This window comes from Aquincola tertiaricarbonis (genome assembly GCF_023573145.1).
Classification (GTDB): Bacteria; Pseudomonadota; Gammaproteobacteria; order Burkholderiales; family Burkholderiaceae_C; genus Aquincola; species Aquincola tertiaricarbonis_B.
The window spans coordinates 1,978,829-2,004,265 of sequence record NZ_CP097636.1; the positions used below are offsets into that span (position 1 = coordinate 1,978,829).

General features: G+C 70.7%; 20 protein-coding genes. 12 read left to right on the forward strand and 8 right to left on the reverse strand.

All coding sequences use genetic code 11. From position 1 onward, the window contains the following. The first annotated feature begins 77 nt into the window (after nucleotides 1-77). Genes MW290_RS23455 through pdxR form a run of 3 tightly spaced genes read left to right on the forward strand, consistent with a single transcriptional unit; the run spans nucleotide 78 to nucleotide 3,427 of the window. On the forward strand, nucleotides 78-794 hold the full coding sequence (locus MW290_RS23455) for a response regulator (protein ID WP_250196762.1): 717 nt from the start codon (nucleotides 78-80) through the stop codon (nucleotides 792-794). Beyond that, nucleotides 779-1,942: a sensor histidine kinase gene (locus MW290_RS23460; RefSeq protein WP_250196763.1), complete on the forward strand. Its 1,164-nt coding sequence runs from the start codon at nucleotides 779-781 to the stop codon at nucleotides 1,940-1,942. Before MW290_RS23455 ends, MW290_RS23460 begins: the two co-directional genes overlap by 16 nt. A 15-nt stretch (nucleotides 1,943-1,957) precedes the next feature. Continuing rightward, entirely contained in the window at nucleotides 1,958-3,427 is a 1,470-nt protein-coding gene (gene pdxR, locus MW290_RS23465; protein WP_250196764.1) for a MocR-like pyridoxine biosynthesis transcription factor PdxR, read from the forward strand. Here the strand turns inward: pdxR and MW290_RS23470 are convergent, their stop codons facing one another. From MW290_RS23470 to MW290_RS23485, 4 genes are all read right to left on the reverse strand, one after another. After that, a complete protein-coding gene (locus MW290_RS23470) occupies nucleotides 3,428-4,018 on the reverse strand; it encodes a GAF domain-containing protein (protein ID WP_250196765.1) in 591 nt (196 codons plus the stop codon). A 119-nt stretch (nucleotides 4,019-4,137) separates the two neighbouring features. Continuing rightward, on the reverse strand, nucleotides 4,138-4,716 hold the full coding sequence (locus tag MW290_RS23475; RefSeq protein WP_250200099.1) for a cytochrome b: 579 nt from the start codon (nucleotides 4,714-4,716) through the stop codon (nucleotides 4,138-4,140). A 70-nt stretch (nucleotides 4,717-4,786) separates the two neighbouring features. Then, nucleotides 4,787-5,860: an ATP-binding protein gene (locus MW290_RS23480; protein WP_250196766.1), complete on the reverse strand. Its 1,074-nt coding sequence runs from the start codon at nucleotides 5,858-5,860 to the stop codon at nucleotides 4,787-4,789. Then, nucleotides 5,857-6,591 (reverse strand): response regulator, encoded by a 735-nt coding sequence (locus tag MW290_RS23485; RefSeq protein WP_250196767.1) that lies wholly within the window; start codon nucleotides 6,589-6,591, stop codon nucleotides 5,857-5,859. Before MW290_RS23485 ends, MW290_RS23480 begins: the two co-directional genes overlap by 4 nt. Before the next feature lie 102 nt (nucleotides 6,592-6,693). Here MW290_RS23485 and MW290_RS23490 point away from each other — a divergent pair, with 102 nt between their 5' ends. From MW290_RS23490 to MW290_RS23500, 3 genes are read left to right on the forward strand one after another with little or no spacing between them, the layout of a single operon-like run. Beyond that, nucleotides 6,694-7,827 carry an efflux RND transporter periplasmic adaptor subunit gene (locus MW290_RS23490; RefSeq protein WP_250196768.1) on the forward strand — a complete coding sequence of 378 codons (1,134 nt, stop codon included), beginning with the start codon at nucleotides 6,694-6,696 and terminating at the stop codon, nucleotides 7,825-7,827. Nucleotides 7,828-7,837: 10 nt separating this feature from the next. Beyond that, nucleotides 7,838-10,981 carry a multidrug efflux RND transporter permease subunit gene (locus tag MW290_RS23495; RefSeq protein WP_250196769.1) on the forward strand — a complete coding sequence of 1,048 codons (3,144 nt, stop codon included), beginning with the start codon at nucleotides 7,838-7,840 and terminating at the stop codon, nucleotides 10,979-10,981. Between the two features lie 4 nt (nucleotides 10,982-10,985). Next, nucleotides 10,986-12,383 (forward strand): efflux transporter outer membrane subunit, encoded by a 1,398-nt coding sequence (locus tag MW290_RS23500; RefSeq protein WP_250196770.1) that lies wholly within the window; start codon nucleotides 10,986-10,988, stop codon nucleotides 12,381-12,383. 97 nt (nucleotides 12,384-12,480) lie between these two features. Here MW290_RS23500 and MW290_RS23505 read toward each other — a convergent pair whose 3' ends face one another. From MW290_RS23505 to MW290_RS23515, 3 genes are all read right to left on the reverse strand, one after another. Continuing rightward, nucleotides 12,481-13,305 (reverse strand): SDR family oxidoreductase, encoded by an 825-nt coding sequence (locus tag MW290_RS23505; RefSeq protein WP_250196771.1) that lies wholly within the window; start codon nucleotides 13,303-13,305, stop codon nucleotides 12,481-12,483. Nucleotides 13,306-13,394: 89 nt separating this feature from the next. After that, on the reverse strand, nucleotides 13,395-15,584 hold the full coding sequence (locus tag MW290_RS23510; protein WP_250196772.1) for a xanthine dehydrogenase family protein molybdopterin-binding subunit: 2,190 nt from the start codon (nucleotides 15,582-15,584) through the stop codon (nucleotides 13,395-13,397). Between the two features lie 12 nt (nucleotides 15,585-15,596). Beyond that, nucleotides 15,597-16,109, reverse strand: a complete 513-nt coding sequence (locus tag MW290_RS23515) for a (2Fe-2S)-binding protein (RefSeq protein WP_250196773.1) — start codon at nucleotides 16,107-16,109, stop codon at nucleotides 15,597-15,599. A gap of 494 nt (nucleotides 16,110-16,603) precedes the next feature. Here MW290_RS23515 and MW290_RS23520 point away from each other — a divergent pair, with 494 nt between their 5' ends. Genes MW290_RS23520 through nikR form a run of 6 tightly spaced genes read left to right on the forward strand, consistent with a single transcriptional unit; the run spans nucleotide 16,604 to nucleotide 22,202 of the window. Then, nucleotides 16,604-17,608 (forward strand): ABC transporter substrate-binding protein, encoded by a 1,005-nt coding sequence (locus tag MW290_RS23520; protein WP_250196774.1) that lies wholly within the window; start codon nucleotides 16,604-16,606, stop codon nucleotides 17,606-17,608. Nucleotides 17,609-17,650: 42 nt separating this feature from the next. Continuing rightward, nucleotides 17,651-18,616 carry an ABC transporter permease gene (locus MW290_RS23525; RefSeq protein ID WP_250196775.1) on the forward strand — a complete coding sequence of 322 codons (966 nt, stop codon included), beginning with the start codon at nucleotides 17,651-17,653 and terminating at the stop codon, nucleotides 18,614-18,616. Between the two features lie 12 nt (nucleotides 18,617-18,628). Then, nucleotides 18,629-19,531 carry an ABC transporter ATP-binding protein gene (locus MW290_RS23530; RefSeq protein ID WP_250196776.1) on the forward strand — a complete coding sequence of 301 codons (903 nt, stop codon included), beginning with the start codon at nucleotides 18,629-18,631 and terminating at the stop codon, nucleotides 19,529-19,531. A gap of 22 nt (nucleotides 19,532-19,553) precedes the next feature. After that, the gene (locus tag MW290_RS23535; protein WP_250196777.1) at nucleotides 19,554-20,318 is read left to right on the forward strand and encodes a creatininase family protein; all 765 of its coding nucleotides are present in this window, start codon (nucleotides 19,554-19,556) and stop codon (nucleotides 20,316-20,318) included. 43 nt (nucleotides 20,319-20,361) lie between these two features. Further along, complete coding sequence (glnT, locus tag MW290_RS23540; RefSeq protein WP_250196778.1) at nucleotides 20,362-21,723, forward strand: type III glutamate--ammonia ligase; 1,362 nt, start codon at nucleotides 20,362-20,364, stop codon at nucleotides 21,721-21,723. A 5-nt stretch (nucleotides 21,724-21,728) separates the two neighbouring features. Continuing rightward, nucleotides 21,729-22,202 carry a nickel-responsive transcriptional regulator NikR gene (gene nikR / locus MW290_RS23545; protein ID WP_250196779.1) on the forward strand — a complete coding sequence of 158 codons (474 nt, stop codon included), beginning with the start codon at nucleotides 21,729-21,731 and terminating at the stop codon, nucleotides 22,200-22,202. Between the two features lie 30 nt (nucleotides 22,203-22,232). Here nikR and MW290_RS23550 read toward each other — a convergent pair whose 3' ends face one another. Further along, nucleotides 22,233-25,424 (reverse strand): phospholipase D-like domain-containing protein, encoded by a 3,192-nt coding sequence (locus tag MW290_RS23550; RefSeq protein ID WP_250196780.1) that lies wholly within the window; start codon nucleotides 25,422-25,424, stop codon nucleotides 22,233-22,235. Between the last annotated feature and the right edge of the window lie 13 nt (nucleotides 25,425-25,437).

A 25,437-nucleotide genomic window follows, 5' to 3' on the forward strand; every position in this document is an offset into this window, starting at 1 on the left:
TGAAGCCGACGCACCTTGCAGCGCGGTGCATCCTGTGTGGAGATCTCGTGGAGCCGACGCTGGCGATAATCCTGCGGATGTTCGCCCCCCCTTCCGCCCCACCCACCATCCTCGTGGTCGAGGATGAGCCGGGCATCGCCGACGTGCTGCTGGCCTACCTGCGCCGCGACGGCATGCGTGCCGAGCTGGCCACCAGCGGTGAGGCCGCGCTGGACACCTTCCGCCGCCTGCGGCCCGACCTGGTGCTGCTGGACGTGCGGCTGCCCGGCATCGACGGCCTGGACGTGCTGCGCGTGCTGCGCGCCGAAAGCCATGTGCCGGTGCTGATGGTGACCGCGCGCGCCGAGGACGTGGACAAGCTGCTGGCACTGCGCATGGGCGCCGACGATTACGTCGTCAAGCCCTTCAGCCCGCCCGAGGTGGTGGAGCGGGTGCGTGCCGTGCTGCGGCGCACCGGCATCGGCCGCCAGGCCGAGCTGGCGCCGGCGGTGCTGCGGGTGGGCCAGCTCGAGATCGATCCGCAGGCCCACCGCGCACGCGTCATCGGCGACGCGCCGCAGGACCTGGCGTTGACGCTGACCGAGTTCCGGTTGCTCGCCTGCCTGGCGGCGCAGCCGCAGCGTTGTTTCTCGCGGGCCCAGCTGGTCGAGGCCGCCCTGCCCGACAGCGACGCGCTGGAGCGGGTGATCGACTCGCACCTGTCCAAGCTGCGGCGCAAGCTGGAGCAGGCCGGCCTGCCCGAGCTCATCGACACCGTGCGCGGCGTGGGCTACCGACTGTGGCCGGCCTCCTAGACCGCATCTGGGTGCGCTTCGGGCTGGCGATCGCGCTGGCCGTGCTGGTGACCATCGCCCTGCTGTCGGCCTGCCTGCTGCTGGTCACCCGCTGGCAGTATGAGCAGTTCTACAGCGGGCTGCCGGTGCAGGTGCAGCGCGAGCTGGACTCGCAACGCCAGCTCAACCCCGATCCGATGGACAACCCGCAGATCGCCGACATCTACAGCCGCTACTGGCGGGCCGATCCGCTGTACGGCGAACGCATGTCGATGCTGCTGGGGCTGGCCTTCTGCCTGCCGGTCGGCATGGCCGCCGGCCTGTGGCTGTCGCGCGCGGTCTCGCGGCCTCTGGCCTCGATGGCCGAGGCCGCCAACCGCATCGCACTGGGCGACTTCAGCGTGCGGGCCGAGGTGCAGCGTGAGCGGGGCGAACTGGCCGACATGCTGCGCAACTTCAACCGCATGACGGATTCGCTGCAGGCGCTGGAGGAGGAGCGGCGCCACACCGTGGCGGTGCTGTCGCACGAGTTGCGCACGCCGCTGACGGTGCTCACCGCGCGGCTGCATGCCCTGCGCGACGGCATCCTCGAGCCCGAACCGGCGGAGATCTCGCGGCTGCTGGGCGAAGTGGATCACCTGTCGCGGCTGGTCGCCGACATGCACACGCTGGCGCTGGCCGATGCGGGGCGCCTGACGCTGCAGCGCGTGCGCTTCGACCTGGCCGAGCTGGCCGCCGAGGTGGTGGCGGTATTCGAAGGCCGGCTGCGCGATGGCGGACCGTCATTGCAGCTGCAGCGCAGCGGCCCGGTGCCGGTGCATGCCGACCGCGACCGCACGCGCCAGGTGCTGTCCAACCTGCTGGACAACGCGCTGCGCCATGCCGCCGGCGCCACGCAGGTGCTGGTGTCGGTGGGCAGTGAGCCGGGTATGGGCCTGCTGGTGGTGGCCGACGACGGGCCGGGCCTGCCCAGCGCGGTGAGCCTGGATGCGCGCAGCCGCTTTCAAAGCATGGGCAGCAGCGCTGGCTCGGGGCTGGGCCTGTCCATCGTGCAGGCGCTGGTCAGCGGCCAAGGCGGCAGCGTGCACTGCCGCCGCGGCCCGGGCGGCGCCCACTTCAGCGTGCGGCTGCCAGCGGCGCCGCCGGGGCCGGCGGCGGCGGCGGGCTGAAGCGGCGGCACTGCCATGAAGCCCACGCTGCTGGTCACCCTGTTCGAAGGCCAGGCCGGCGGCGGCCGGCGTGAGCGGCTGTGCGCCGCCCTGCGTGAAGCGGTGCGCAGCGGCCACGCGCGGCTGGGTGACCGCCTGCCCAGCAGCCGCGACCTGGCGCAGGACCTGGGCCTGTCGCGCGTGACGGTGGAGGCCGCCTACGCCCAGCTGGAAACCGAGGGCTACCTGCGCCGCCAGGTGGGCCAGGGCAGCTTCGTCGCCATCGACATGGGCGCTGCGGTGGCCGCGGCCGCGCTGCGCAGCACCGGCGTTCGCCGGCCGCTGCCCGAGCCGGCGGCGCTGTCGCGGCGGGGCCAGCGCATGGTGGACACCGGCGGCTGTGTGGAGCCCGACCGGCCGCGCGCCTTCGTGGCCGGCAGCCCCGACCTGCAGGCCTTTCCCACCGACCTGTGGCGCCACCTGCTGCAGCGGCGCTGGCGCCATGACGCCGCCGCGCTGATGTTCTACGGCGACCCGCAAGGCCTGCCCGCGCTGCGCGAGGCCATCGCGCGCTACCTGACGCAGTCACGCGGGGTGCGCTGCACCGCGGCGCAGGTGCTGGTGCTCACCAGCTCGCAGCAGGCACTGCAGCTGCTGTCGGCCACGCTGCTGGACGAAGGCGATGCCGTGTGGATGGAAGACCCCGGTTATGCGGGCGCACGCACCGCCTTTGCCGCCAGCGGGGCGCAGCTGGTGGACATGGCGCTGGACGACCACGGCGCCACGCTGGGGCCTGCGCGGCCCCTCCCTCGCCTCATCTACCTCACGCCCTCGCACCAGTTCCCCACCGGTCGGGCGATGTCGCTGGAGCGGCGCCTGGCCTTCATCGCGCAGGCGCATGCGGCCGGGGCGTGGCTGATCGAGGACGACTACGACAGCGAGTTCCTGTACGACCACGCGCCCACGCCTGCGCTGCAGGGGCTGGACGAGCACGGCCGCGTGGTCTACATCGGCACCTTCTCCAAGTCGCTGTTCCCTTCGGTGCGGCTGGCCTACATGGTGCTGCCCGAGGCGCTGGTGGCACCGCTGGTGACCGCCCGCAGCACCTACGACGGCCACCCCTCGCAGCCGATGCAGGCGGTGGCGGCCGACTTCCTGGAGCAAGGCCATTTCGCGGCCCACCTGCGGCTGATGCGCCAGCTCTACCGCGGCCGGCGCGATGCGCTGCTGCAGGCCCTGCACAGCCACCTGCCCTGGGCCGAGCCGCTGGACAGCCGCGGCGGCCTGCAGATGGCCGTGCGCCTGCCGCCCGGCAGCGAGCAGCGGCTCACCCGGCTAGCCGCGCAGCGCGGCATCGCTACGCCCAGCCTGGGCGAGCTGTACCACACGGTGCCGCGCACCGAGGGCTGGCGGCTGGGGTTCGCGGCGCTGGCGCCGCGCGCGATCGAAGACGCGGTCCAGGCGCTGGCGGGCATCCGGGTGCCGCGACGGGCGGCAGACGGCTGATCAGCCCGGCAGGCCCGTCTCTTCGATCTTGGTGGCTGCGAAGAGCAGCAGCTCGAGCTGCACCTCGTCGAGCTGCCGCGGCTCTTCGTCGTAGTAGCACAGGCTGCCGGCCAGCGTGCCATCGGGGGCCAGGATGGGAATGCCGCAGTACGCGTCGAACAGGTCGCGCTTGGCATGGCCCACGGTGGCTTCATCTTCGGAGGCCACCGCCGTGACGAACGGCCGGGCGCTGTCCTTGATGTACTGGCAGTAGCTCTGCGCGATGGGGAAGGCTTGCGGCAGCTCGGCCATCAGGTTCTGCCGGTCCAGGTGGATGACCGCCCGGTTCAGGGTGCCGTCGAAGCGGAACAGCGTGGCGTAGCGGTAGTCGGTCTTGCGCAGCAGCGAATACAGCGCACTGCGCAGCCCGTCCTTCTCCAGGGTGCGGGTGAAGAGGCGCTGGGCCACTTCCACCTGCTGCGCGGTGCTGAGCCGGGCCGCAGGGGCCGGGGCCTGCGCGGCGCCGGCCTGCCGTCGTGCTCTTTCGATGGCCTCGTCCAGCTCGCGCTTTCTGGCCAGGTAAGGCTCGAGATCAAAACCGGACTTGGTCAAACGGAACTCCTGGGGTGTGACGGTGACGGCTGGCGGGCCAGGCGCTGCGGGCACGCCTGCCCGCATTGTCAACGAGATGCTGGCAGCGCCGGCGGCATGACCGGCGCGCCCCTGCCTGCTCAGAGCATGCGGCGCAGCACGTCGCTGTCCGCGTCGGCGTCGAAGAAGCGGTGCTTCAGTGCGCCGGCCACGTGCATCACCACCAGCGCCAGCAGCGTCCACGCCAGGTAGCGGTGCAGCAGCTGAAACACCTCGAAGCGCGCATCGTTCTTGGGCAGCAGCTCGGGCAGGTGGCCGAAGAAGAAGAACGGCACGCCGTCGCTTTGCGTGAAGCTGCTGGACATGGCGTAGCCCATCAAGGGCACCAGCACCAGCAGCAGGTACATCAGGCCATGGGTCAGGTGCGACAGCCGGCGTTCCCAGGGCTGCAGGCTGTGCGGCAGCGCCGGCACGCCGCGGCGCCAGCGCAGCCCCAGTTGCAGCAGCACCAGCACGAGCGCCAGCACGCCGAACTGCTTGTGGTTGGGGTAGAGCTGCTCGAACTTGACGGTCATCTCGTCGGGCAGGTTCACCATCAACAGGCCCGCGGCCAGGGTGCCGAGGACCACCAGGGCACGCAGCCAGTGCACGGCGCGCAGGCTGCCGGCATAGCGCTGGACGGAGGTGGACGAAGAAGGGATGAAGCCCATATTTTTCACAACGGACAAGAAGTCAGGGATACAAGGAGCGCCCTGTCGACACAGGGCACCGTGGTGAACCGTACGCCGCTCACAGGCCCGCGGCGCCCACGGGCCAGCGGAGCTCGAAGCGGGTGCCACCGCGTGGCGTGGGCTGGCAGGTGGCCTGCCCACCGTGGGCATGCGCGATGGCAGCCACCACCGCCAGGCCCAGTCCGCTGCCCTTGTGGCCATCGGGCGCATGGGCGGCAGGCTGGCGGCGGAACGCGGTGAACACATGCGGCGCCAAAGCGGCAGCTATGCCCGGGCCTTCGTCTTCCACGCTCAGGCACACCTGGTCGCCCTCTTGCCGGCTTTGCACGGTGACGCGGCCGGCCACCGCATGCCGGCGCGCGTTGTCGATCAGCGCCAGCAGCGCCTGGCGGATGCGCATCGGGTCGCAACGCACCGTGCCTGCCTGCAGCACCGCCACCGCCGCCTGCCCCGCAGCGCGCAGCGTGGGTTCGCAGAAGTCCAGCAGGTCGCGCAGCACTTCGTCCAGGTCGGCTTCGCGCAGATCCAGGTCCAGGTGGCCGCTTTCGGCCAGGCCCACCACGCGCATGTCCTCGATCAGGCGCGCCAGCCCGTCGACCTGGGTCAGCAGCGTCTGGAACAGGGCCTCCTGTGGCTCGAACACGCCTTCGGCCAGGCCTTGCAGCCGGCCGCGCAAGATGGTCACCGGCGTGCGCAGCTCATGCGCGATGGCCGCGTTCCAGAACTCCTGCTCCTGTGTCATGCGCTGCAGCTTGTCGGCCAGTTGGTTGAAGTCGTCGGCCAGGGCGGCCGCCTCGCCCAGCGACCGGTCACCCGCATCAGCCCGCGCCGAGAGGTCGCCCTGCGCCACGCGGCGGATGCTGTCGGCCACCGAATTCAGCGGCACCAGGATGCGATTGGACAGGTTGCGCCCCACCGCCACCGCCAGTGCCACACCCACCAGCGTGGTGCCGATCATCCACAGCCATTCGGGCGCGGTGGGCACCGCGCTGCTGGTTTCGAAGTTCTCGGGCCAGTAGGTCTGCCAGAGGAAGAAAAAGGCGTAGGACGTGAGCAGCACCAACAGGCTCACGCTGAAGGCGATCGCCATCATCGTGCGGGCGATCTGCCGGCTCAGCCCCTGCAGCTTCACGCCCCGTCCCCCAGCTTGTAGCCCACGCCGCGGATGCCCACCGGCATGCCTTCGACGCCCAGCTCTTCCAGCTTCTTGCGCAGCTTGCTGACGTGGCTGTCCACGGTGCGTTCCAGCGCATCGCTTTCCGGCAGGCAGTGGGCCAGCAGTTCGGCGCGGCTGAACACCCGCCGCGGCGCCTGCGCCAACTGGGCCAGCAGCTTGAACTCGGTGAGCGTGAGGGCCAGCCGGTGGCGACGGCCGTCCACGGTGACGAAGGCTTCGTGGTGGTCCAGGTCGACCTCCAGCGGCTCGGCACGCAACACCCGCGGCTGCACGCCGGCGCGCGAGCCGGCGCGGCGCAGCACGGCCTGCACGCGGGCCACCACTTCCGCGGCATTGAAGGGCTTGACCACGTAATCGTCGGCGCCGATGCGCAGGCCGGTGAGCTTGTCCACGTCCTGGTCCATGGCCGTCAGCATGATGACCGGCGTGTCGCCCCGGTGCCGGATCTCCGCCAGCACCTGCCAGCCATCGACCCGCGGCATCTGCACGTCCAGCAGCACGAGGTCGGGCTTGAGCTGCAGATGCAACTCCAGCGCCAGCCGCCCATCGGCTGCCAGCGCGGTGCGCAGGCCGCCGCGGCGCAGATAGGCCTCCAGGATGGCCGCGATCTCCGGCTCGTCTTCCGCGATGAGGACCAGGGCCTGGACGCCCGAAGGCACCCCGGCCGCAACAGGCATGGTGGGCATGCGGGGCATGTTACGGGGTCGTTCTCCATCGAACCTCCACACAGGCTCGGCCCAGGGCGGACGCGGTCTTCGAACAATCGTGCGGTCCCCTGGAAGACGCTCATGACACTCGAAGTCCTGCCTTGCCGACGCGCGCTGTTCACGCTCGTTTCTGCCCTGCTCGCCGCCTGCGGCGGCCAGGAGCCCACCGCCCCACCTGCCGCTCCGCCCGCACCGGTGGTGGCGGTGACCACCGTGCAGCCTGCCCGCCTGCAGCTCACGCAAGACCTGCCCGGCCGCGTCGCCGCGGTACGCATCGCCGAGATCCGGCCGCAGGTCAGCGGCATCGTGCAACGCCGTCTGTTCGAGCAGGGCACCGAGGTGCGTGCCGGCCAGCCCTTGTTCCAGATCGACCCTGCACCGTTCCAGGCCGAGGTGGACACGGCAGCCGCCGGCCTGCAGCGTGCCGAGGCTGCGCTGGCCCGCGCACGCACGCAGGCCGAGCGGCTGCAGCCGCTGATGGCGGCCGATGCGGTCAGCGGGCAGGTGGCCGATGATGCCGTGGCCCAGCAGGCCCAGGCCGCCGCCGATGTGGCCCAGGCCCGCGCCAGCCTGGCGCGCAAGCAGCTGGACCGCCAGTTCGCGCGGGTGGTGGCGCCGATCGCCGGCCGCATCGACCAGGCGCTGGTGACCGAAGGCGCCCTGGTCGGCAGCAACGACGCCACGCCGATGGCCCGCATCCAGCAGATCGACCAGGTGTACGTGGACCTGCGCCGTCCTGCCGCATCGCAGCCCTTGTCACCCGATGCGCTGCAGACGCCCGAGGCCGTCACCCTGCTGCGCAGCAATGGTGAGCCGGACACCACCCAGGGCCGCCTGCTGTTCGCCGGCGTGACCGTCGATGCCGGCACCGGCGACCGGCTGCTGCGCGTGCTGGTGGACAACCCACGGCGTGCGCTGCTGCCCGGCATGTTCGTGCGGGCGCGTGTGACCCAGGCCACCCATGCGCAGGCGCTCACCGTGCCGCAGCAGGCCGTGGTGCGCATGGCGGGTCAGCCGCATCTGTGGCTGATCGACCCCAAGGGGCAGGCGCATCGACGGGCGGTCGAGCTGGGAGCGCTGGCCGACCGCCGCTACCACGTGCTGTCCGGCCTGGCCGCAGGCCAGCAGGTGGTGGTCGAAGGCATGGAACGCCTGTCCGAAGGCATGGCCGTGACCGCACGCGACTGGCAACCGGCCGACGCGGCCGCCCGCTGAAAGGTCCGACATGCCGCAGTTTTTCATCCGCCGCCCGGTGTTCGCCTGGGTCGTGGCCCTGTTCATCATGCTGTTCGGGGTCATGGCGATCCCCCAGTTGCCGATCGCCCGCTACCCCTCGGTCGCGCCTCCCACGGTCAGCATCAGCGCCACCTATCCGGGTGCTTCGGCGCAGACCTTGAACGACAGCGTGGTCAGCCTGATCGAGCGCGAACTGTCCAGCGTCAAGGGCCTGCTGTACTTCGAATCGTCCGCCGACAGCTCGGGCAGCGCCTCCATCACCGCCACCTTCAAGCCGGGCACCGACCCGGCGATGGCCCAGATCAACGTGCAGAACCAGCTCAAGGCCGTCGAGCCTCGGCTGCCGCAGGTGGTGCGCCAGAACGGGCTGGCGGTGGAGTCCGCGGCCTCGGCCTTCCTGATGATCGTGGGGCTGACTTCGCAGGACGGCCGCTTCGACGAGATCGCGTTGAGCGACTACATGGTGCGCCACATCGTGGAGGAGCTGCGCCGGGTCGAGGGCGTGGGCAAGGTGCAGATGTTCGGCGCCGAACAGGCCATGCGCATCTGGGTGGATACCGACAAGCTGATCGCCTACGGCTTGTCGATCAACGACTTGTCGGCCGCCATCAGCCAGCAGAACGCGACCGTCGCGCCGGGGGCCATCGGCGCTGCGCCCTCGCTGCACGGCCACCGGGTGACGGTGCCGCTGACCGTTCAAGGCCAACTGAGCACGCCCGAGCAATTCGCGGCCATCGTGCTGCGTGCCAACGCCGATGGCTCGCGCCTGACGCTGGGCGATGTGGCCCGGGTCGAACTGGGCGCGCAGTCGTACGGCTTCGTCAACCGCGAAAACGGCAAGGTGGCCACCGCAGCGGCGGTGCAGCTGATGCCGGGCGCCAATGCCGTGCGCACCGCGCAAGGGGTGCGCGACCGGCTGGCCGAGCTGAGCCGCACGCTGCCGGCCGGCATGGCCTATTCGGTGCCGTTCGACACCGCGCCCTTCGTCAAGGTGTCCATCGAGAAGGTGATCCACACCCTGGCGGAAGCCATGGTGCTGGTGTTCCTGGTGATGTTCCTTTTCCTGCAGAACATCCGCTACACGCTGATCCCGGCCATCGTGGCGCCGATCGCGCTGCTGGGCACGCTGGCCGTGATGCTGGTGGCCGGCTTTTCCATCAACGTGCTGACCATGTTCGGCATGGTGCTGGCCATCGGCATCATCGTGGACGACGCCATCGTGGTGGTGGAGAACGTCGAGCGCATCATGGCCCGCGAAGGCCTGGGGCCGCGAGAAGCCACCATCAAGGCCATGCACGAGATCACCGGCGCGGTGGTGGCCATCACGTTGGTGCTCACGGCCGTGTTCATTCCCATGGCCTTCGCCAGCGGCTCGGTGGGCATGATCTACCGGCAGTTCACGCTGTCGATGGTGGTGGCCATCCTGTTTTCGGCCTTCCTGGCGCTGACCTTGACACCGGCGCTGTGCGCCACGCTGTTGCAGCCGGTACAGGCCGGGCACGCGGACAAGCGCGGCTTTTTCGGCTGGTTCAACCGTCGCTTCGATGTGATGAACACACGCTATGCCTCGCGCGTCGACCGCCTGGTCGAACGCTCTGGCCGCGTGATGCTGGTGCTGGCCGCGCTGTGCACGGTGCTGGCACTGGCCTTCCGGCACCTGCCCTCGGCCTTCCTGCCGGAAGAAGACCAGGGTTACTTCACGACGGTGGTGCAACTGCCCGCCGATGCCACCGTCGAGCGCACGATGGCCGTGGTGCAGCAGTTCGAGGCCCATGCCAACACCCGCCCCTCGATCCAGTCCAACATGACGGTGGTGGGCTTCGGCTTCTCGGGCTCGGGCGCCAACACGGCCATGGCCTTCACCACCTTGAGCGACTGGGACCAGCGCAAGGGCGCCACCACGCGCGGCGAAATGGCGCTGGCGCAGCAGGCGCTGGCCGGCATCACCGAAGGTACGGTGATGACCCAGATGCCGCCGGCCATCGACGAACTGGGCACCAGTGGCGGCTTTGCGCTGCGGCTGCAGGACCGTGCCAACCAGGGCCCCGCTGCGCTGCAGGCGGCACAAGCCCGGCTGCTGGCCCTGGCCGCGCAGAGCAAGCTGCTGATCGGCGTGTATGCCGAGGGCTTGCCCGATGGCACCAGCGTTCGCCTGGACATCGACCGCCAGAAGGCCGAAACGCTCGGCGTGCCCTTCGCCGCCATTGGCGAAACGCTGTCCGCCGCGTTGGGCTCGGCCTACGTCAACGACTTTCCGCGCGACGGGCGCATGCAGCAGGTCATCCTGCAGGCCGATGCGCCCGCGCGCATGCAGGTGGACGACGTGCTGCGGCTGCACGTGCGCAACAGCCAGGGCGGAATGGTGGCCTTGAAGGAACTGGTGACGCCGGTGTGGACCGACGCGCCGCTGCAGCAGGTGCGCTACCTGGGCTTTCCGTCCATGCGCATCTCGGGCAATGCAGCACCGGGCGTTTCCAGCGGAGCGGCGATGGCCGAGATGGAGCGCCTGGCGCGGCAGCTGCCGCCCGGCTTTGCGGTCGAATGGACCGGCCAGTCGCTGCAGGAGCGGCAGTCGGCCGCCCAGGCACCGATGCTGATGGCGCTGTCGATGCTGGTGGTGTTCCTGGTGCTGGCCGCGCTGTACGAGAGCTGGAGCATTCCGCTGTCGGTGATGCTGGTGGTGCCGCTGGGCCTGCTGGGCGCGGTGGGCGCCGTGCTGTGGCGCGGCCTGCCCAATGACGTCTTCTTCAAGGTCGGGATGATCACGGTCATCGGCCTGTCGGCCAAGAACGCCATCCTGATCGTGGAGTTCGCCAAGCAGTTGCGCGAGCAGGGCCACGGCCTGGCCGCTTCGGCGGTGCAGGCGGCCCGGCTGCGGCTGCGGCCCATCCTGATGACCTCCCTGGCCTTCGGCCTGGGCGTGCTGCCGCTGATGCTGGCTTCCGGCGCCAGCTCCGAAACCCAGCATGCCATCGGCACCGGCGTGTTCGGCGGCATGGTCGCGGCCACTGTGCTGGCCGTCTTCTTCGTGCCCGCCTTCTTCGTGTTCGTGATGGGCGTGCAGGAACGCATCGCGGCCTGGCGCGCGGCACGACGGCCGACGAGCGTGCCTGCCCATGGCCAGGAGGGTTGACACCATGCGACTGCTTGTTGTCGTGGGGGCGCTGGCCCTCTCCGCCTGCTCGCTCACCCCTGTGCTGGACAAGCCGGCCGCACCCGTGCCCGCGGCCTACCCCGGGCAGTCGGCGGACGAGGCCGGCATGAACGGCGCAGACCTGGGATGGCGCAGCATGTTCGGCGAGCCCAGGCTGCAGCGCCTGATGGCGCTGGCGCTGGACCACAACCGCGATCTGAAGCTGGCGGCGCTGAACGTGGAAGCGGTGCGGGCCCAGTACGGCATCCAGCGCGCGGCGCGCATGCCCGCCGTGGATGCCAGCGCGGGCGCCACGCGCCAGCGGGCCGCTGCCAGCGAGGCGGCAGCGGCCACCACCCAGACCCAGTACAGCGTGGGTCTGGCCTCCACCGCCTTCGAGATCGACCTCTTCGGCCGCGTGGCCGCGCTGAGCGACGCGGCCCTGGCACGCTGGCTGGCCAGCGAGCAGGGTCGACGCGCGGCGCAGATCACGCTGGTCGGCGAGGTGGCCGATGCCTACTTTGCCGAGCGCCTGGCACAGGAACAACTGCAGCTGTCCAAGCGCACGCTGGCCGACTGGCGCCAGTCGCTGGACCTGGCGCGCCGCTGGCAGGCGGCACGCCAAAGCAGCGGGCTGGACGTGGCGCAGGCCGAAGGCCAGGTGGCCACGGCCGAGGTGGACCTGCAGGCGCGCGAACGTGCGCTGGCACAGGCCGGCCATGCCTTGCGGCTGCTGGTGGGCACCGACCTGCCCGCAGACGCGCCTGACGCGCTGCCGCTGCAGGACCAGCCGGTGCTCACGCAGCTGCCGGCGGGCTTGCCGTCGGACCTGCTGACCCGGCGGCCCGACATTCGGCAGGCGGAGCAGGCCCTGGTGGCCGCCAACGCCGACATCGGCGCCGCGCGTGCGGCCTTGTTCCCGCTGCTGTCGCTCACGGCCTCGGCCGGTTACGCCAGCCCGGCCCTGGGCCGCCTGTTCGACGGACCGCAGCGGATGTGGAGCTTCGCGCCGCAGCTGTCGGTGCCGCTGTTCGATGGCGGCCGGCTGCGCGCCGAGTTGCGCCTGGCCGAGCTGCGCAAGTCCAGCGCGGTCGTGGACTACGAGCGGGCGATCCAGGTTGCCTTCCGCGAGGTGGCCGACGGCCTGGCCGGTCGCGAAACCTTCGCCCGGCAGCTCGAAGCCCAGGCAAGCGTGGTGGCCAGCGCCGAGCGCCGCGCTGCCCTGTCGGGCCTGCGCTACCGCGCGGGCACCGAAGGCCGCCTGGAACTGCTCGATGCCCAGCGCCAGCTGTATGCCGCCCGGCAGGCCGAGCTGGACCTGCGGCGCAGCGCGCTGGCCAACGCGGTGGCGCTCTACAAGGCCCTGGGGGGAGGCATGAGGGACGACGATGCACCACGCTGACGTGATGAGCGGCCAGGGTCCGGGCTGGCAGCTGCGCTTCTGGACGGTTTTCGGCGGGCAGTCGCTGTCGCTGCTGGGCTGCGCCGCCGGGCAGGCGTCAGGCCGCCGAGGCCTCCGCGCCGTGGAAGAAGTGGGCGGTGCCACCGCCGTCGATCAGGAAGTCGCTGCCGGTGATGAAGCCGCCTTCGGGCCCCATGATCAGCGCCGCCAGGGCCGCCACTTCATCGGGCGTGCCGGCACGCCCGGCCGGCATCTTCTTGAGCATGGCCTGGTAGAACGAGGCCCGCTCACCATGCAGTTCATCGTGGGCCAGCGGTGTGACGATGATGCCCGGGCTGATGGCGTTGACGCGTGCCCCCCGCTGGGCCCAGCGCACCGCCTCACCGCGCACACGCAGCGAATTGCAGCGCTTGGACATCTGGTAGGCATGCAAGGTGTCGCGCACGTTCTTGACGAAGTCCAGCGTCAGCAGTTCTTCGGCGGGGGCGGTGGCCAGCAGCGTGTCCTGCTCGGCGCTGAGCGCCGGCATGCGATAACCCGACTGCGACGAGATCACGACGCCGCAACCGCCTGCGGCCATCAACGGGCCGAACTCGTCCAGCACCACCGCGGTGCCGTAGAGGTCGACCTTGAGGATGGCCTCGATCGGCGCCTGGCTGGGCGACACGCCGGCCGCCTGGATCAGCGCCCGTATGGGGCCCAGCGCCTGTGCCTTGGCGGCCACGGCCTGCACCGCGGCACGGTCCGAGATGTCGGCCTGCAGCGCCGTGACCTCGAAGCCGGCGTCGCCGAGCTGCTTGGCAGCCGCATCGGCCGAGGCCTGGGTGTGGTTGGCCACCACGATGTGGCGACCGGCGCTGACGCGGCGGGCAATGGCCTGGCCGATGCCGCCAGCGCCGAAAACGACGGTGATGTCTGTCATGGAAATGCTCCTGGGTGAGTGGATGGCACCGCGCTGCGATGCGTGTGGTCAGCGTGACCGCAGGCGTGCACAGACGCGGCCCGCCACGGTCACAGCTGGATGTTCTTCAAGGGCAAGTCGCGCACCCGCTTGCCGGTGGCGGCGAACAGGGCGTTGAGCACCGCCGGTGCCGCCACCGCGATGGTCGGCTCACCGACGCCGCCCCAGAAGCCACCGGACGGCATCGCGATGACCTCGACCTTGGGCATCTCGTCCAGGCGCATCACGTTGTAGGTGTCGAAGTTGCGCTGCTCGATGCGACCTTCCTTGACGGTGCACTCTCCGTACAGCGCGGCCGACAGGCCATAGACGAAGGAGCCGGCGATTTGCGCCTCCACCTGCTGCGGATTGACCACGTGACCGCAGTCGGTGGCGGCGACGATGCGGTGGATCTTCAGCTTGCCGTCGGTCACCGACACCTCGGCCGCTGCGGCCACATAGGCGCCGAAGCCCATGATCTGCGCCAGGCCGCGGCCAATGCCGGGCGCGGGCTGGCTGCCCCAGCCGATGCCCCTGGCCGCCGCCTCCAGCACCGCCAGGTGCTTGGGATGCTGGGCCATCAGCTGACGGCGGAAGGTTAGCGGATCGGCGCCTGCGGCGTGCGCCAGCTCGTCGATGAAGCACTCCAGGTACACCGCGTTCTGGTTGAGGTTGACGCCACGCCAGGCACCCGGCCGCACATGCGGGTTGCGCATCGCGTGGTCGACCAGCAGGTGCGGGAAGGTATAGCCGATGGCCATCTCCGCACCGTCCTTGACCAGGCCCTGGTAGATGATCGGATCGCCCCCTTCCGGCGTCAGGCGTGCAGGCGCGTGGTACGCAAAGATGGACTGCCCGGCGATGCGCATGTGCAGGGCCTGCACCTGGCCCTTGTCATCCAGCGCAGCACGCAGCCGGCAGCGTGACACCGGGTGGTAGCGGCCCTGGGCCATGTCCTCCTCGCGGGTCCACATCATCTTCACCGGCGTGTTCGGCACCTGCCGGGCGATCAAGGTCGCGATGCGCACGTAGTCGGTGTAGAGCCGGCGGCCGAAGCTGCCGCCGATGCGCATGTTGTGCACCTCGCAGGCGCTGGCCGGCAGCCCGGCGGCCCGGGCCATCTCGTCGAGGGCGGCGTCGGCCACCTGCGTCGGGCCCCACATCTCGCAGCGCTCGGGGGTCCAGCGCACCGTGGCGGCCAGGATCTCCATCGGCGCGTGGTTCTGGTACGGGTAGCTGTACTCGGCTTCGATGAGGCGCGTGCCCGGCGATTGCGCAGCCCGGCCCAGCACCGCCCGGGCGTCACCGGCCTGGTGGCCGACATAGGCCTTGTCCGCGGCCAGCCCCTCGCGCAGCAGGTCGGCGATGGTCTGGCTGGAGGTCTGGGCGGCGGGGCCTTCGTCCCAGGTGATGGGCAGCGCCTCCAGCGCCGTCTTGGCACGCCAGAAGGTGTCGGCCACCACGGCCACGGTGGACTCGTCCACCCGCAGAACCTGCTTGACGCCGCGGCGCTTGAGGACCTCGGTGGCGCCGAAGCTGACCAGCTTGCCGCCATGCACCGGGCAGGCCTTGGGCACGGCCACCAGCATGCCGGGCATGCGGAAGTCGGCACCGTAGACCAGGCTGCCGTCCAGCTTGTCGAGCGTGTCGATGCGCTTGAGCGGCTGGCCGGCGATCGTCCACAGCTTGGGGTCCTTGAGCGGCACGTTCTCCGGCGGCTGCAGCCGGGCGGCGCTGGCGGCCACCGCGCCGTAGGTGGTCTGGCGGCCGCTGGCGGCGTGCCGGATCACCCCCTTGCTCACCGTGCATTGGGCGGCCGGCACGTTCCATCCCTCGGCCGCAGCCTGCACCAGCATGGCCCGGGCGGTGGCGCCGCCGCGGCGCACGTACTCGTGCGAGCCGCGGATGGCGCGCGAGCCGCCGGTGGACAGGTCGCGCCAGACGTTCTGGCGGCTGCGGTTGGCACCGGGCTTGACGAGCTCGAAGCGCACCTTGGCCCAGTCGCATTCCAGCTCCTCGGCCACCAGCTGCGCCAGGCCGGTGAGCGAGCCCTGGCCCATCTCGGTGCGGGCGATGCGGATGATCACGGTGTCATCGCGCTGCACCACCACCCAGGCATTGACCTCGGCCGGCGCCGACTGCGCCACGGCAGGCTGCGGCGGCACGAGCGAGAAGCCGAACACGAAAGCACCTGCAGCGGCGCCGCTGCCGGCCAGGAAACCACGGCGCGAGATGCTGCCCGCGGTCGTCGATGGGGTCATGTCCATGGTGGCTTACCTCCCTGCAGCGGTGGCGACGTCGGCCGCAGCGGGCGCAGCGGACGCCCCTGCCGCCATGCGGCGGGCGGCCAGCTGGATGCCCTGCAACACGCGGCCATAGGTGCCGCAGCGGCAGATGTTGCCGATCTCGGAGCGGATGTCTTCTTCGCTCGGGTTGGGGTTGCGGGCCAGCAGGGCCGAGGCGGCCATCAGCATGCCGGCCTGGCAATAGCCGCACTGCGCCACGTCCAGCTCGGCCCAGGCCTGCTGCAGCGGATGCGGACGGCCGGGTTGGCCCAGCCCTTCGATGGTCACGATCTTCTGCGTCGGCTCGATCGCCGACACCGGCATCACGCAGCAGCGCACGGCGGCGCCGTCGACGTGCACGGTGCAGGCGCCGCACTGGGCGATGCCGCAACCGTACTTGGCGCCGGTGAGGCCGACGTGATCGCGCAGCACCCACAGCAGCGGTGTGTCTTCCTCGACGTCCACCGTGCGCACTTGTCCGTTGATGTTCAGTCTGGCCATGGCTGTCCTCGGGTTGGCGGGAGGCGGTCAGGGGGCAGGCCTGCGGGCCTGGCACGACGATGATGGGCATGCGCAGCCGACGGGCGGCATCGCGCCTGCGGCGGTGCACTGTAGGCAAGCGGCGGTGCACCCGCTAGATGACTGCGGCTTGTCCCTGTATCAACCCCAGCTTGCAGGTGAACCCCGCCCAATCGGGAAAGGCGCGTTACCGGTGCGGGATGCAGCACACCATCGTGCAGCCACCGCGGCATGCATAGCGCGCTTGGGCCGAGCCGCCAGGAGAGACCTGCTGCTTTTGGTGCGCACGCACCAGTTTCTGTCGACAGCGTCGGGATGACGCTGGACCCGTGCACCCGTGTAGCGCGAAGGCCCCGGTGATCGGGGCCTCGTGAACGCCCGTTGCCCCGCAGCTGGCCTGGCACGCGAGATGCGTTAGCTCCCGTCGGTATTACCAATCAATCCATCCGTAATAACCGTCGACGGGGCAGATCACGATGTTTTTCAAAGCGCTGACTCAACGTCTGACCAGGGGCTTCCAGGCCCTGGTCGTCACCTCCGCCCTGCTGGGCAGCCAGGCCAGCGGGGCGGCCGAGCCCCTCAAGATCGGCTACAGCGACTGGCCGGGCTGGGTGGCCTGGCAGGTGGCCATCGAGAAGGACTGGTTCAAGCAGGCCGGGGTCGCGGTCAAGTTCGAATGGTTCGATTACTCGGCCTCGATGGAGGCTTTTGCCGCGGGCAAGATCGACGCGGTCACGGTCACCAACGGCGACGCCCTGGTCACCGGGGCCGGTGGCGCCAAGAGCGTGATGATCATGCTCACCGACTACTCCAACGGCAACGACATGATCGTGGGCCGGCCCGGCATCAAGTCGCTGCAGGACCTGAAGGGCAAGAAGGTGGCGGTGGAGGCCGGCCTGGTCGAGCATCTGCTGCTGCTCAACGGCCTGAAGAAGGCGGGCATGAAGGAGTCCGACGTCACGCTGGTCAATGCCAAGACCAACGAGATGCCGCAGGTGCTGGCCTCGGGCGAAGTGGCCGCGGTGGGCGCCTGGCAGCCGATCGCCGGTCAGGCCATCAAGGCCGTGCCGGGGGCCAGACCCCTGCTCACCTCGGCCGATGAACCCGGCCTGATCTACGACGTGCTCACCGTCAACCCGGCCAGCCTGGCCAACCGCAAGGCCGATTGGCAGAAGGTGGTGGCCGTGTGGGACAAGGTGGTGGCCTACATCGAAGACCCCAAGACCCAGCCGGATGCGGTGAAGATCATGGCGGCGCGCGTGGGTGTGCCGCCGGCCACCTACACCCAGTTCCTCAAGGGCACGAAGTTGCTGTCACTGGCCGAAGGCAAGAAGGTGATGGTCAAGGCCGAGGGCTTCAAGTCGCTCTACGGGTCGAGCCAGATCGCTGACGACTTCAACGTGAAGAACGGCGTCTACAAGACGCCGCAGAAGGTCGACACCTACATCGACCCGAGCCTGACCAACGCCGCAGCCAAGTAAGGCCGGCCCAGCCTCGTCATGCCTCGCCAGCCGCACGCCACCATGAAGCAGACCGGCCTGCGGGCCATCCGCGCCCCCTTGTCGGCCACGCAGCGGCTGGTGCTGGGCATCGGGTCCTTCGTGCTGCCGCTGCTGCTGTGGTGCGCCGTCAGCTACCTGCCTTTCGTGTGGCATCCGCTGGTGCTGGTGAGCGACCCCGGCGGTGTCGACTACTTCGAGCCCGGCATGCGGGTGGAAGCAGGCGTCTTCGCCGACGAGGTGAAGGCGATGCGCGAGTCCGGCGCCGCCTTGCCCCAGGGGGTGCCGGCCAACCCGGTGTATCTGCCCGCCCCGCACGAGGTGGCGCAGGCCTTCTACACCGGCTTCACCACCCCGCCCGAGCAGAAGGATGCGCCCTGGCTGCACCAGAGCCTGTGGCACAGCATGCAGATCATCTTCTGGGGCTTCCTGATCTCGTCGCTGATCGGTGTGCCGCTGGGCATTCTGTGCGGCACCTACAGCGCCCTGGCGCGGCTCCACGAGCCCTTCATCGAGTTCTTCCGCTACCTGCCGGCACCGGCTTTCGGCGCCCTGGCCGTGGCCATCCTGGGCATCCACGACGGTCCCAAGATCGCCATCATCGTCATCGGCACGCTGTTCCAGCAGGTGCTGATCGTGGCCAACACCACCCGCCAGCTGGACCACAGCCTGCTGGAGGCGGCCATGACCATGGGCAACCGCGGCGCCCGGCTGCTGCTCAAGGTGGTGGTGCCCGGCATCCTGCCGCAGCTCTACCGCGACCAGCGTGTGCTGCTGGGCTGGGCCTGGACCTACCTCATCGTGGCCGAGCTGATCGGCACCAGCTCCGGCATCACCTTCTTCATCACCCAGCAGGCCCGCTACCAGCACTTCGACAAGGTCTATGCCGCGATCCTGATGATCGGCCTCATCGGCCTGGGCATCGACCTGCTGCTGGCCTGGCTGGGTCGCCGGCTCTTTCCGTGGCTGCCGCCGCGCAGCCAGCATTGAGGGCAGTCCACCATGAGCCAGTCGTACCTGCAGCAAAGCGAGGCCGTGCGGGCGCGCTTCGAGCGCCTCAAGGCCCGCGAGGTCATCCTCGAGGTCCAGGGCCTGGGCAAGGCCTACGCGGCGCCGCAAGGGCAGGTCACGGCCTTGAAGGGCATCGACCTGCGCATCCACCGCCGTGAATTCGTCTGCGTGATCGGACCCTCGGGCTGCGGCAAGTCCACCCTCATCCGCATCCTGGCCGGGCTGGAGCAGGCCAGCAGCGGCGAGGTGCTGCTCGATGGCCAGCCCGTCACCGGCCCCGGCAAGGACCGCGGGATGGTCTTCCAGGGCTACACGCTGTTTCCGTGGCTGAACGTGCTGCGCAACGTCATGTTCGGGCTGGAGACCCAGGGCGCCAGTCGCCACGAGGCGCAGGCCCAGGCGCGCCAGTGGCTGGACCTGGTGGGCCTGAGCGCTTTCGCCCATCACTTCCCGCACCAGCTGTCGGGCGGCATGAAGCAGCGCGTGGCCATCGCCCGGGCACTGGCCATCCAGCCCCGCATCCTGCTGATGGACGAACCCTTCGGTGCCCTCGACGCACAGACCCGCGCCCGCATGCAGGCCCACCTGCTCGAGATCTGGAAAAACATCGACATCACGGTGCTCTTCATCACCCATGACCTGGACGAAGCCATCTTCCTGGCCGACCGCATCCTGGTGCTCAAGGCCCACCCCGGCGAGGTGCAGGAGCTGATCGAGGTGCCGGTGCCGCGGCCGCGTTCGGCCGCCCAGGTGGGCAGCCCCGAATTCCAGGCCACCAAGGCCCGGCTGGAAGCGCTCATCCACCCGCCCCAGGCGGCGTCCGATGCCGCAGCGCCTGACGACGTGGTGCCGCACCTGATCCGCTTCACGCACGTCTCCGACAACGTGGAGTGAGCGCTTTGCTTTCAAGGAGGACATGACCATGTTCTGGTCGGAACTCACCTGGGCCGAACTGCCCGACACGCTCCAGGCCGCCGCGCAGGCCGCCATCCTGCCGGTGGGCGCCACGGAGCAGCACGGGCCCCACATGGGCTGCGGCATGGACAGCGTCATCGCCGACCACCTGTGCCGCGCCGTCGCGCGCAACACCGGCGTGCCGATGCTGCCCACGCTGCCGTATGGCTGCTCCCTGGGCCACAGCCGCCGCTGGCCCGGCACCATCCCCGTGCAGCCGATCACCCTGATCGAGCTGGTCAAGCAGATCGGTGACGGCGCCTACCACTCGGGCGTGCGCCGGCTCTTCATCGTCAACACCCACGTCACCAACGCCGCCCCGCTGCGCTGCGCGCTGGAGATGCTGCGCGCCGAGCACGACGACCTGATGGTGGCGGTCATCAACTCGCCGGCCATCAGCGAGCGCGTGCGGCGCTTTCACTTTGCCGATGCCGAAGACTGGCATGCCAACGATGCCGAAACCTCGCTGATGCTGGCGCTGGCGCCCGAGATGGTGCGGCCCGATCTGCTGAGCCAGGCCGACGATCCCGACCGCACCGAAGGCCAGGTGTTCGCGCACCCGGTCAACCGCACCAGCCTCAACGGCGTGACCGGCACGCCCAGCCTGGCCACGGCCGACAAGGGCCGCGAGGGCTTCGATTGGATGGTGGAAGACCTGTCGGCCCTGGTGCGCCGCGGCCTCACCCAGACCCCACCCCTGGCCCATTCCTTCTTCGACCGCGTCTGAGTCCGACGGCGCGCCCTTCCCTCCATCCCCGCAGAGTCATCCCATGCACACCCCTGAAGACATCCAGGCCCTCCAGCAAGCCCTCAAGGCCAAGGGCGTGAAGTACTGCATCGGCGCCTACGTCGACATCCACGGCATCCAGAAGGGCAAGGTCGTGCCCATCGACCACCTGCCCCAGATGGCCGCAGGCTCGGAGCGCTACACCGGCTATGCCCTCGATGGCCTGGGGCAGGCACCCAACGAGGACGAGCTCACCTCCATCCCCGACCTCCACCACGTCGTCCAGCTGCCCTGGGAGCCCACCGTCGCCTGGATGCCGGCCGACAACGCCTTCCAGGGCAAGCCCTACCCCTTGAGCACCCGCGTGGCGCTGAAGAACGTGCTGGCCCAGGCCGCCGAGATGGGCTTTGGCATGAACCTGGGCATCGAGTGCGAGATCTACCTGCTCAAGCAAGGCGCCGATGGCCGCCTGAGCGTGCCCAACCCGAACGACAAGCTGGTCAAGCCCTGCTACGACGTCCAGGGCTTCCTGGACAGCATGGGCTGGCTGGACAAGGTCGCCACCTGCATCAACGACCTGGGCTGGGACCTGTACTCCTTCGACCACGAAGACGCCAATGGCCAGTTCGAGTTCGACTTCAACTACGCCGATGCGCTGACCACCTGCGACCGCATGACCTTCTTCCGCATGATGGCCAAGCACTACGCCAAGGAGGAGGGTCTGCTGGCCACCATGATGCCCAAGCCTTTTGCCGACAAGACCGGCACCGGCGCGCACTTCAACATGTCGCTCTACGACCTGAAAACCGGCAAGAATCTGTTCGCCTGCGACCCGAAGGAAGACCCCCGCGGCATCGGCCTCACGCCGCTGGGCTACCAGTTCGTGGCCGGCATCCTCAAGCACGGCCGCGCCTTGTGCGCCGCCTTCGCGCCCACGGTCAACAGCTACAAGCGCCTGGTGCGCCGCGGCGCCATGAGCTACTTCTCGTGGGCGCCGGTGTTCAACTCGTACGGCTCGAACAACCGCACCAACTCGGTCCGCATCCCGGCCGGCGGCGGACGCTGCGAGTCGCGCAATGCCGATGGCGCGGTGAACCCCTACCTGGCCGCCACCCTGGCGCTGGCCGCCGGCCTGGAGGGCATCCGCGAGGCGCTGAATCCGGGAGCGCCCAACGAAGATAATCTGTACGAGCTGGACGATGCCCAGCGCCGCGAGCGCGGCATCGACTTCCTGCCCCAGACCCTGCAGGAAGCCGTGCAGGCCTTTGCCGCCGACCCGCTGGTGGAACGCACCCTCGGCAAGGCGCTGCGGGACGAATTCATCAAGTACAAGACCCAGGAATGGGAGGCCTACCACCTGTCGGTGAGCCAGTGGGAAGTCGAGCGCTACAGCCACATGTTCTGACACCGATGGACGACCAACCCCCCTCGCCTTCGGCCGAAGGCCGCGCCAGCCCGGTCACGCGCATCAGCATCTCGATGCCGGAAGACCTGCTGACCGACCTCGACGACATGGTGGCCGCCCGCGGCTTCGAGAGCCGCTCCCAGGCCATCGCCACCATGATCCACGAGCAGCTGCTGGAGCACAAAAGGCAGCTCGGCCAACAGGTGATGGTGGGCACGATCACCCTCTTCTACGACCGCTCGGTGCGCGGGCTGCAGAAGCAGCTGGCCGACCTGCAGTGCGAGCACATCGACGAGGTCATCAGCTCGCTGCACGTGCACCTGGCCCAGAACCAGATGATGGAGGTGGTGCTGGTGCAGGGTCCGGCCGCCAAGCTGCAGGCCATCGCCAACGAGATGATCACCCCACGCGGGGTGATCACCGGCCGCCTTCAGCTCATGGCGGCGACGATTCCGCCGCTGCATCCGTTGCCGGGGTGACGCACGGCGCTGCCGGGGGGGCGGCGGCCATCAGGCCTCGATCAGCAGCGCCCCGAACAGCGCCAGCAGCCCCTGGCCGTCGGCGTCCACGCCGTCGGGGTCGGAGATGGCGTCGGTCTGCGGGATCACGGTGTTGTCGGTGGGCCCGGCGAACACGGCGCTGCAGCGGCCCTGCCCGCCCGCGGCCAGCAGGTCGGCCAGCACGTCGAAGGCCGCATCCGGCTCGGCCAGGCGGGTCCACAGCGCGCTGCTGCCGGCGGGGCCGCTGGGCACCGGGATGCCCAGCTTGGCGGCCATCAGCTCCTGGCGAAAACGGGCGATGGCGGCCGAGCGGCCCTGCGCATTCAGCGCGCGGTCGAAGCTGGCGACGTCGCAGCCGCCGTCGAAGGTCATGCCGCGGCGGCGCCAGTGGCTGGTGCCCACCAGCGCGTACACGTCGTCCACGATGACCACGGTGCTGCGCATCACGCTGGCGCGGCCGGCAAAGCCGATCGGATGGAAGGCGGCCACGCGCTGGCGGTCCTGCGTGGTCAGGGCCTCCACCGCCTGCTTGCGCTGCGCCAGGGCCGCCCGCACCCAGTTTGCCTTGGCCTCGATGAAGTCGGGCAGCCGCGGCACCGCGATGGCGATCTTCAGCCGCGGGTTGGCCTGCAGGCCGGCGCGCAGCAGTTCCACCAGGTCCACCTCGTGCGGCAGCGGCGCACCGGCCGGCCGCGCGGTGCGGCCGAAGGCCGGGCCTTCGATGTACACGAACTCGCGCGCCTGCATCACGGCCCGGCGCAGCGACCACAGCGCATCGCGCTGGCCGCTGCGGGCGGTGACGCCCTCGCGCTGCCACTGGCGCAGCAGCCGCTGCTCGTTGCCCACGTTGATGCCGGGCGCGGGCACACCCAGTTGCGCGGCCAGTGCGTCCACCAGGCCTTGCACCGAATCGCCCGGCTGCGGCACCGGCACGAAGCCCAGCTCGGGGCTGTCGCAGAACGGCGCAATGGTCTCCAGCATCACACCGGCCACGGTGCCGGCGGCGTCGGGCGCGGGGTCGTTCCAGTTGTCGCCGCCGGTCATCACCATCCAGCCCGGCGCGCCGGGGCCGGTGGGCACGATGGGCTGCGCGCGCTTGAGGGCATGCAGCGCCAGGTCGTAGGCCAGCTGGCCGCCCACGCGCACGCCGGCCGCATGCACGTCGGGGCCGGGCGGGTTGCCGGGGTCACCCAGCTCCGGCTGCGCGCTGCGGCTTTCCATCGTCCAGCGGGCGCCGCTGAGCACCGCCTGCCAGGCCAGCGGCTGTCCGGCGGCCGGCGCCGCGCCCAAGGCGAACACGGTGTCGAAGCGGCCCTGCGTGGGCAGCCGCGGGCCCTGGCGCGGCGCCACCGTCTCGTTGGCCAGTTGCCGCACCAGCGCGACGATGCCGCCCGGGTTGCCGCCGGCAGGCGCAGCCGGCGGCGGCAGGCCGAACACGGTGGCCGGCGCCACCGATGTGGCACCGAAGGCGGTGGTGAGCGCCACGAATGCCGGTGAGGCCAGCAGCGCCGTGCCGCCGAACTGCGCCAGGTTGTCGACGAAGGGCTGCGGGGTGGTGGACACGGTCAGATCCACCGCCGAGTGCAGACGGCGCTGGCCATCGCGCGCGGTGGCCACCAGGTCCACCGCCAGCACCGCTGGCGTGGGCAGCGTGGCCGCCGGCGCCAGCGCGAACGGGTTGACCAGCAGCACCGTGGTGGGCTGACCGGCCTGCGCGATGCCGGCACCGCCGTCGCCGCGCACGAAGGAAGGCTGGTCCGCGCTGATCGCGGTGATCTCGACGAAGCGCCGCGGGTACACCCGCAGGTGCGTGCCGGCGGGCACCGCATCGGCGGCGATGGTGACCAGCACGTCCAGCCGCGCATCGGCGCCGTCGCCAGGCGCGCGGAAGGCGGCCGCCAGGCCCTGGGTGGCGTCGGTGCCCGCCCCCAGGCCGCCGCCCGGGTTGGGCCCGGGAAAGGCCGGCCAGTGGCCCGCCGCGCCGGGCCCCGGCGGCAGCGGCAGCGCCGGGTCGATGGCCGGCGAGGCCAGCAGCGCCAGCACGTCTGCACCCGCTGGCGGAAAGCCGGCAGCGGTTTGCGCTGCGGCGCCCAGCACGTCGCTGCCGTCGGCCAGGTAGTCGAAGCCGGGCACCGCCGGCCGCACCTGCGGCAGCGCAAAGTCGGGCACCGCGCCGTCGTCGCCCGGCACGCCGGCCACGGCCGTGTCGCTGCGGTTGCCGAGCAGGTGCCAGTCCAGGTCCACCGCCATCAGCCGCAGGAACTGCCGCGCCAGCGTGACGCCGGCGGGCAGCGTGGGCGCGGCGCGTGGGCTGCGGTCCAGCGTGTCGTTCTGGGCCCAGCCCCAGCGCAGCGGCAGCGCGCGCACCGCGCGGTCGGCAGCGGCGGCGTCGGCGCTGTCGTCGGCGGCCGAGCGGCCCAGGCGCTGGCCGGCCGGCAGGCCGACCAGCGCGGCCGACACCACCGACTGCTCGGCGTTGCCCGCGTCCAGCAGCTTGAGCCGCGCCGCATCGCGCGCCGCATCGAAGGCCCGGCCGTGCGGGTCGATCACATGCACCCGCACCGCCGCGGCCGGCAGCCCGGCCGCCACGCCGACGATGTGGTCCAGCGCACCGGCCGCGCCCAGCGCCGGCATCGCCGCCTCGCCAAAGCGCAGGGCCGGCCGAAAGCCCAGCAGGTCCAGGCACAGCGCCGCCACCGCCAGTGGGTCGATCGGCAGGCCGCGCGCATCGTGGAACGAGACCGCATGCGGCCCGGGAAAGCCCAGCGCCTCGCCGGCGCGGCGCCAGTTCAGCGGCTGCGGCGTGGCCGGCACCGCGACGCCGTGCACCAGCATCGCCACCGGCACCGGCCTTTGCAGCGGTGCGCCCAGCCGCGCCGCGAACAGCGCCGCCAGCCGGCGCGCGGCCTCGGGGTGCAGCCGGAGCACCGCGGCCGGCTGCGACAGCGGCGTGCCGGCCACGTCGCTGTAGGCCGAGGGCACGGCCAGCACCTGCAGCACACCACTGAACGGCGCCCGCGGGTTGGTGAGCGTCAGCCGCAGCGCATCGTCGTCCACGTCGGCCGCCGCGGGGTCGGCATCGGCCCAGCCGGAGGACAGGCTGGGCACCGACAGGCCCAGCGCATCGAGGCCTTCGGTCTGCAGCTGGTTGCCGGCATCGGCAGGCGTGAGCACGGTCTGGGGCGGCATCAGGGCGGGCATGGCGGCGCTCCGG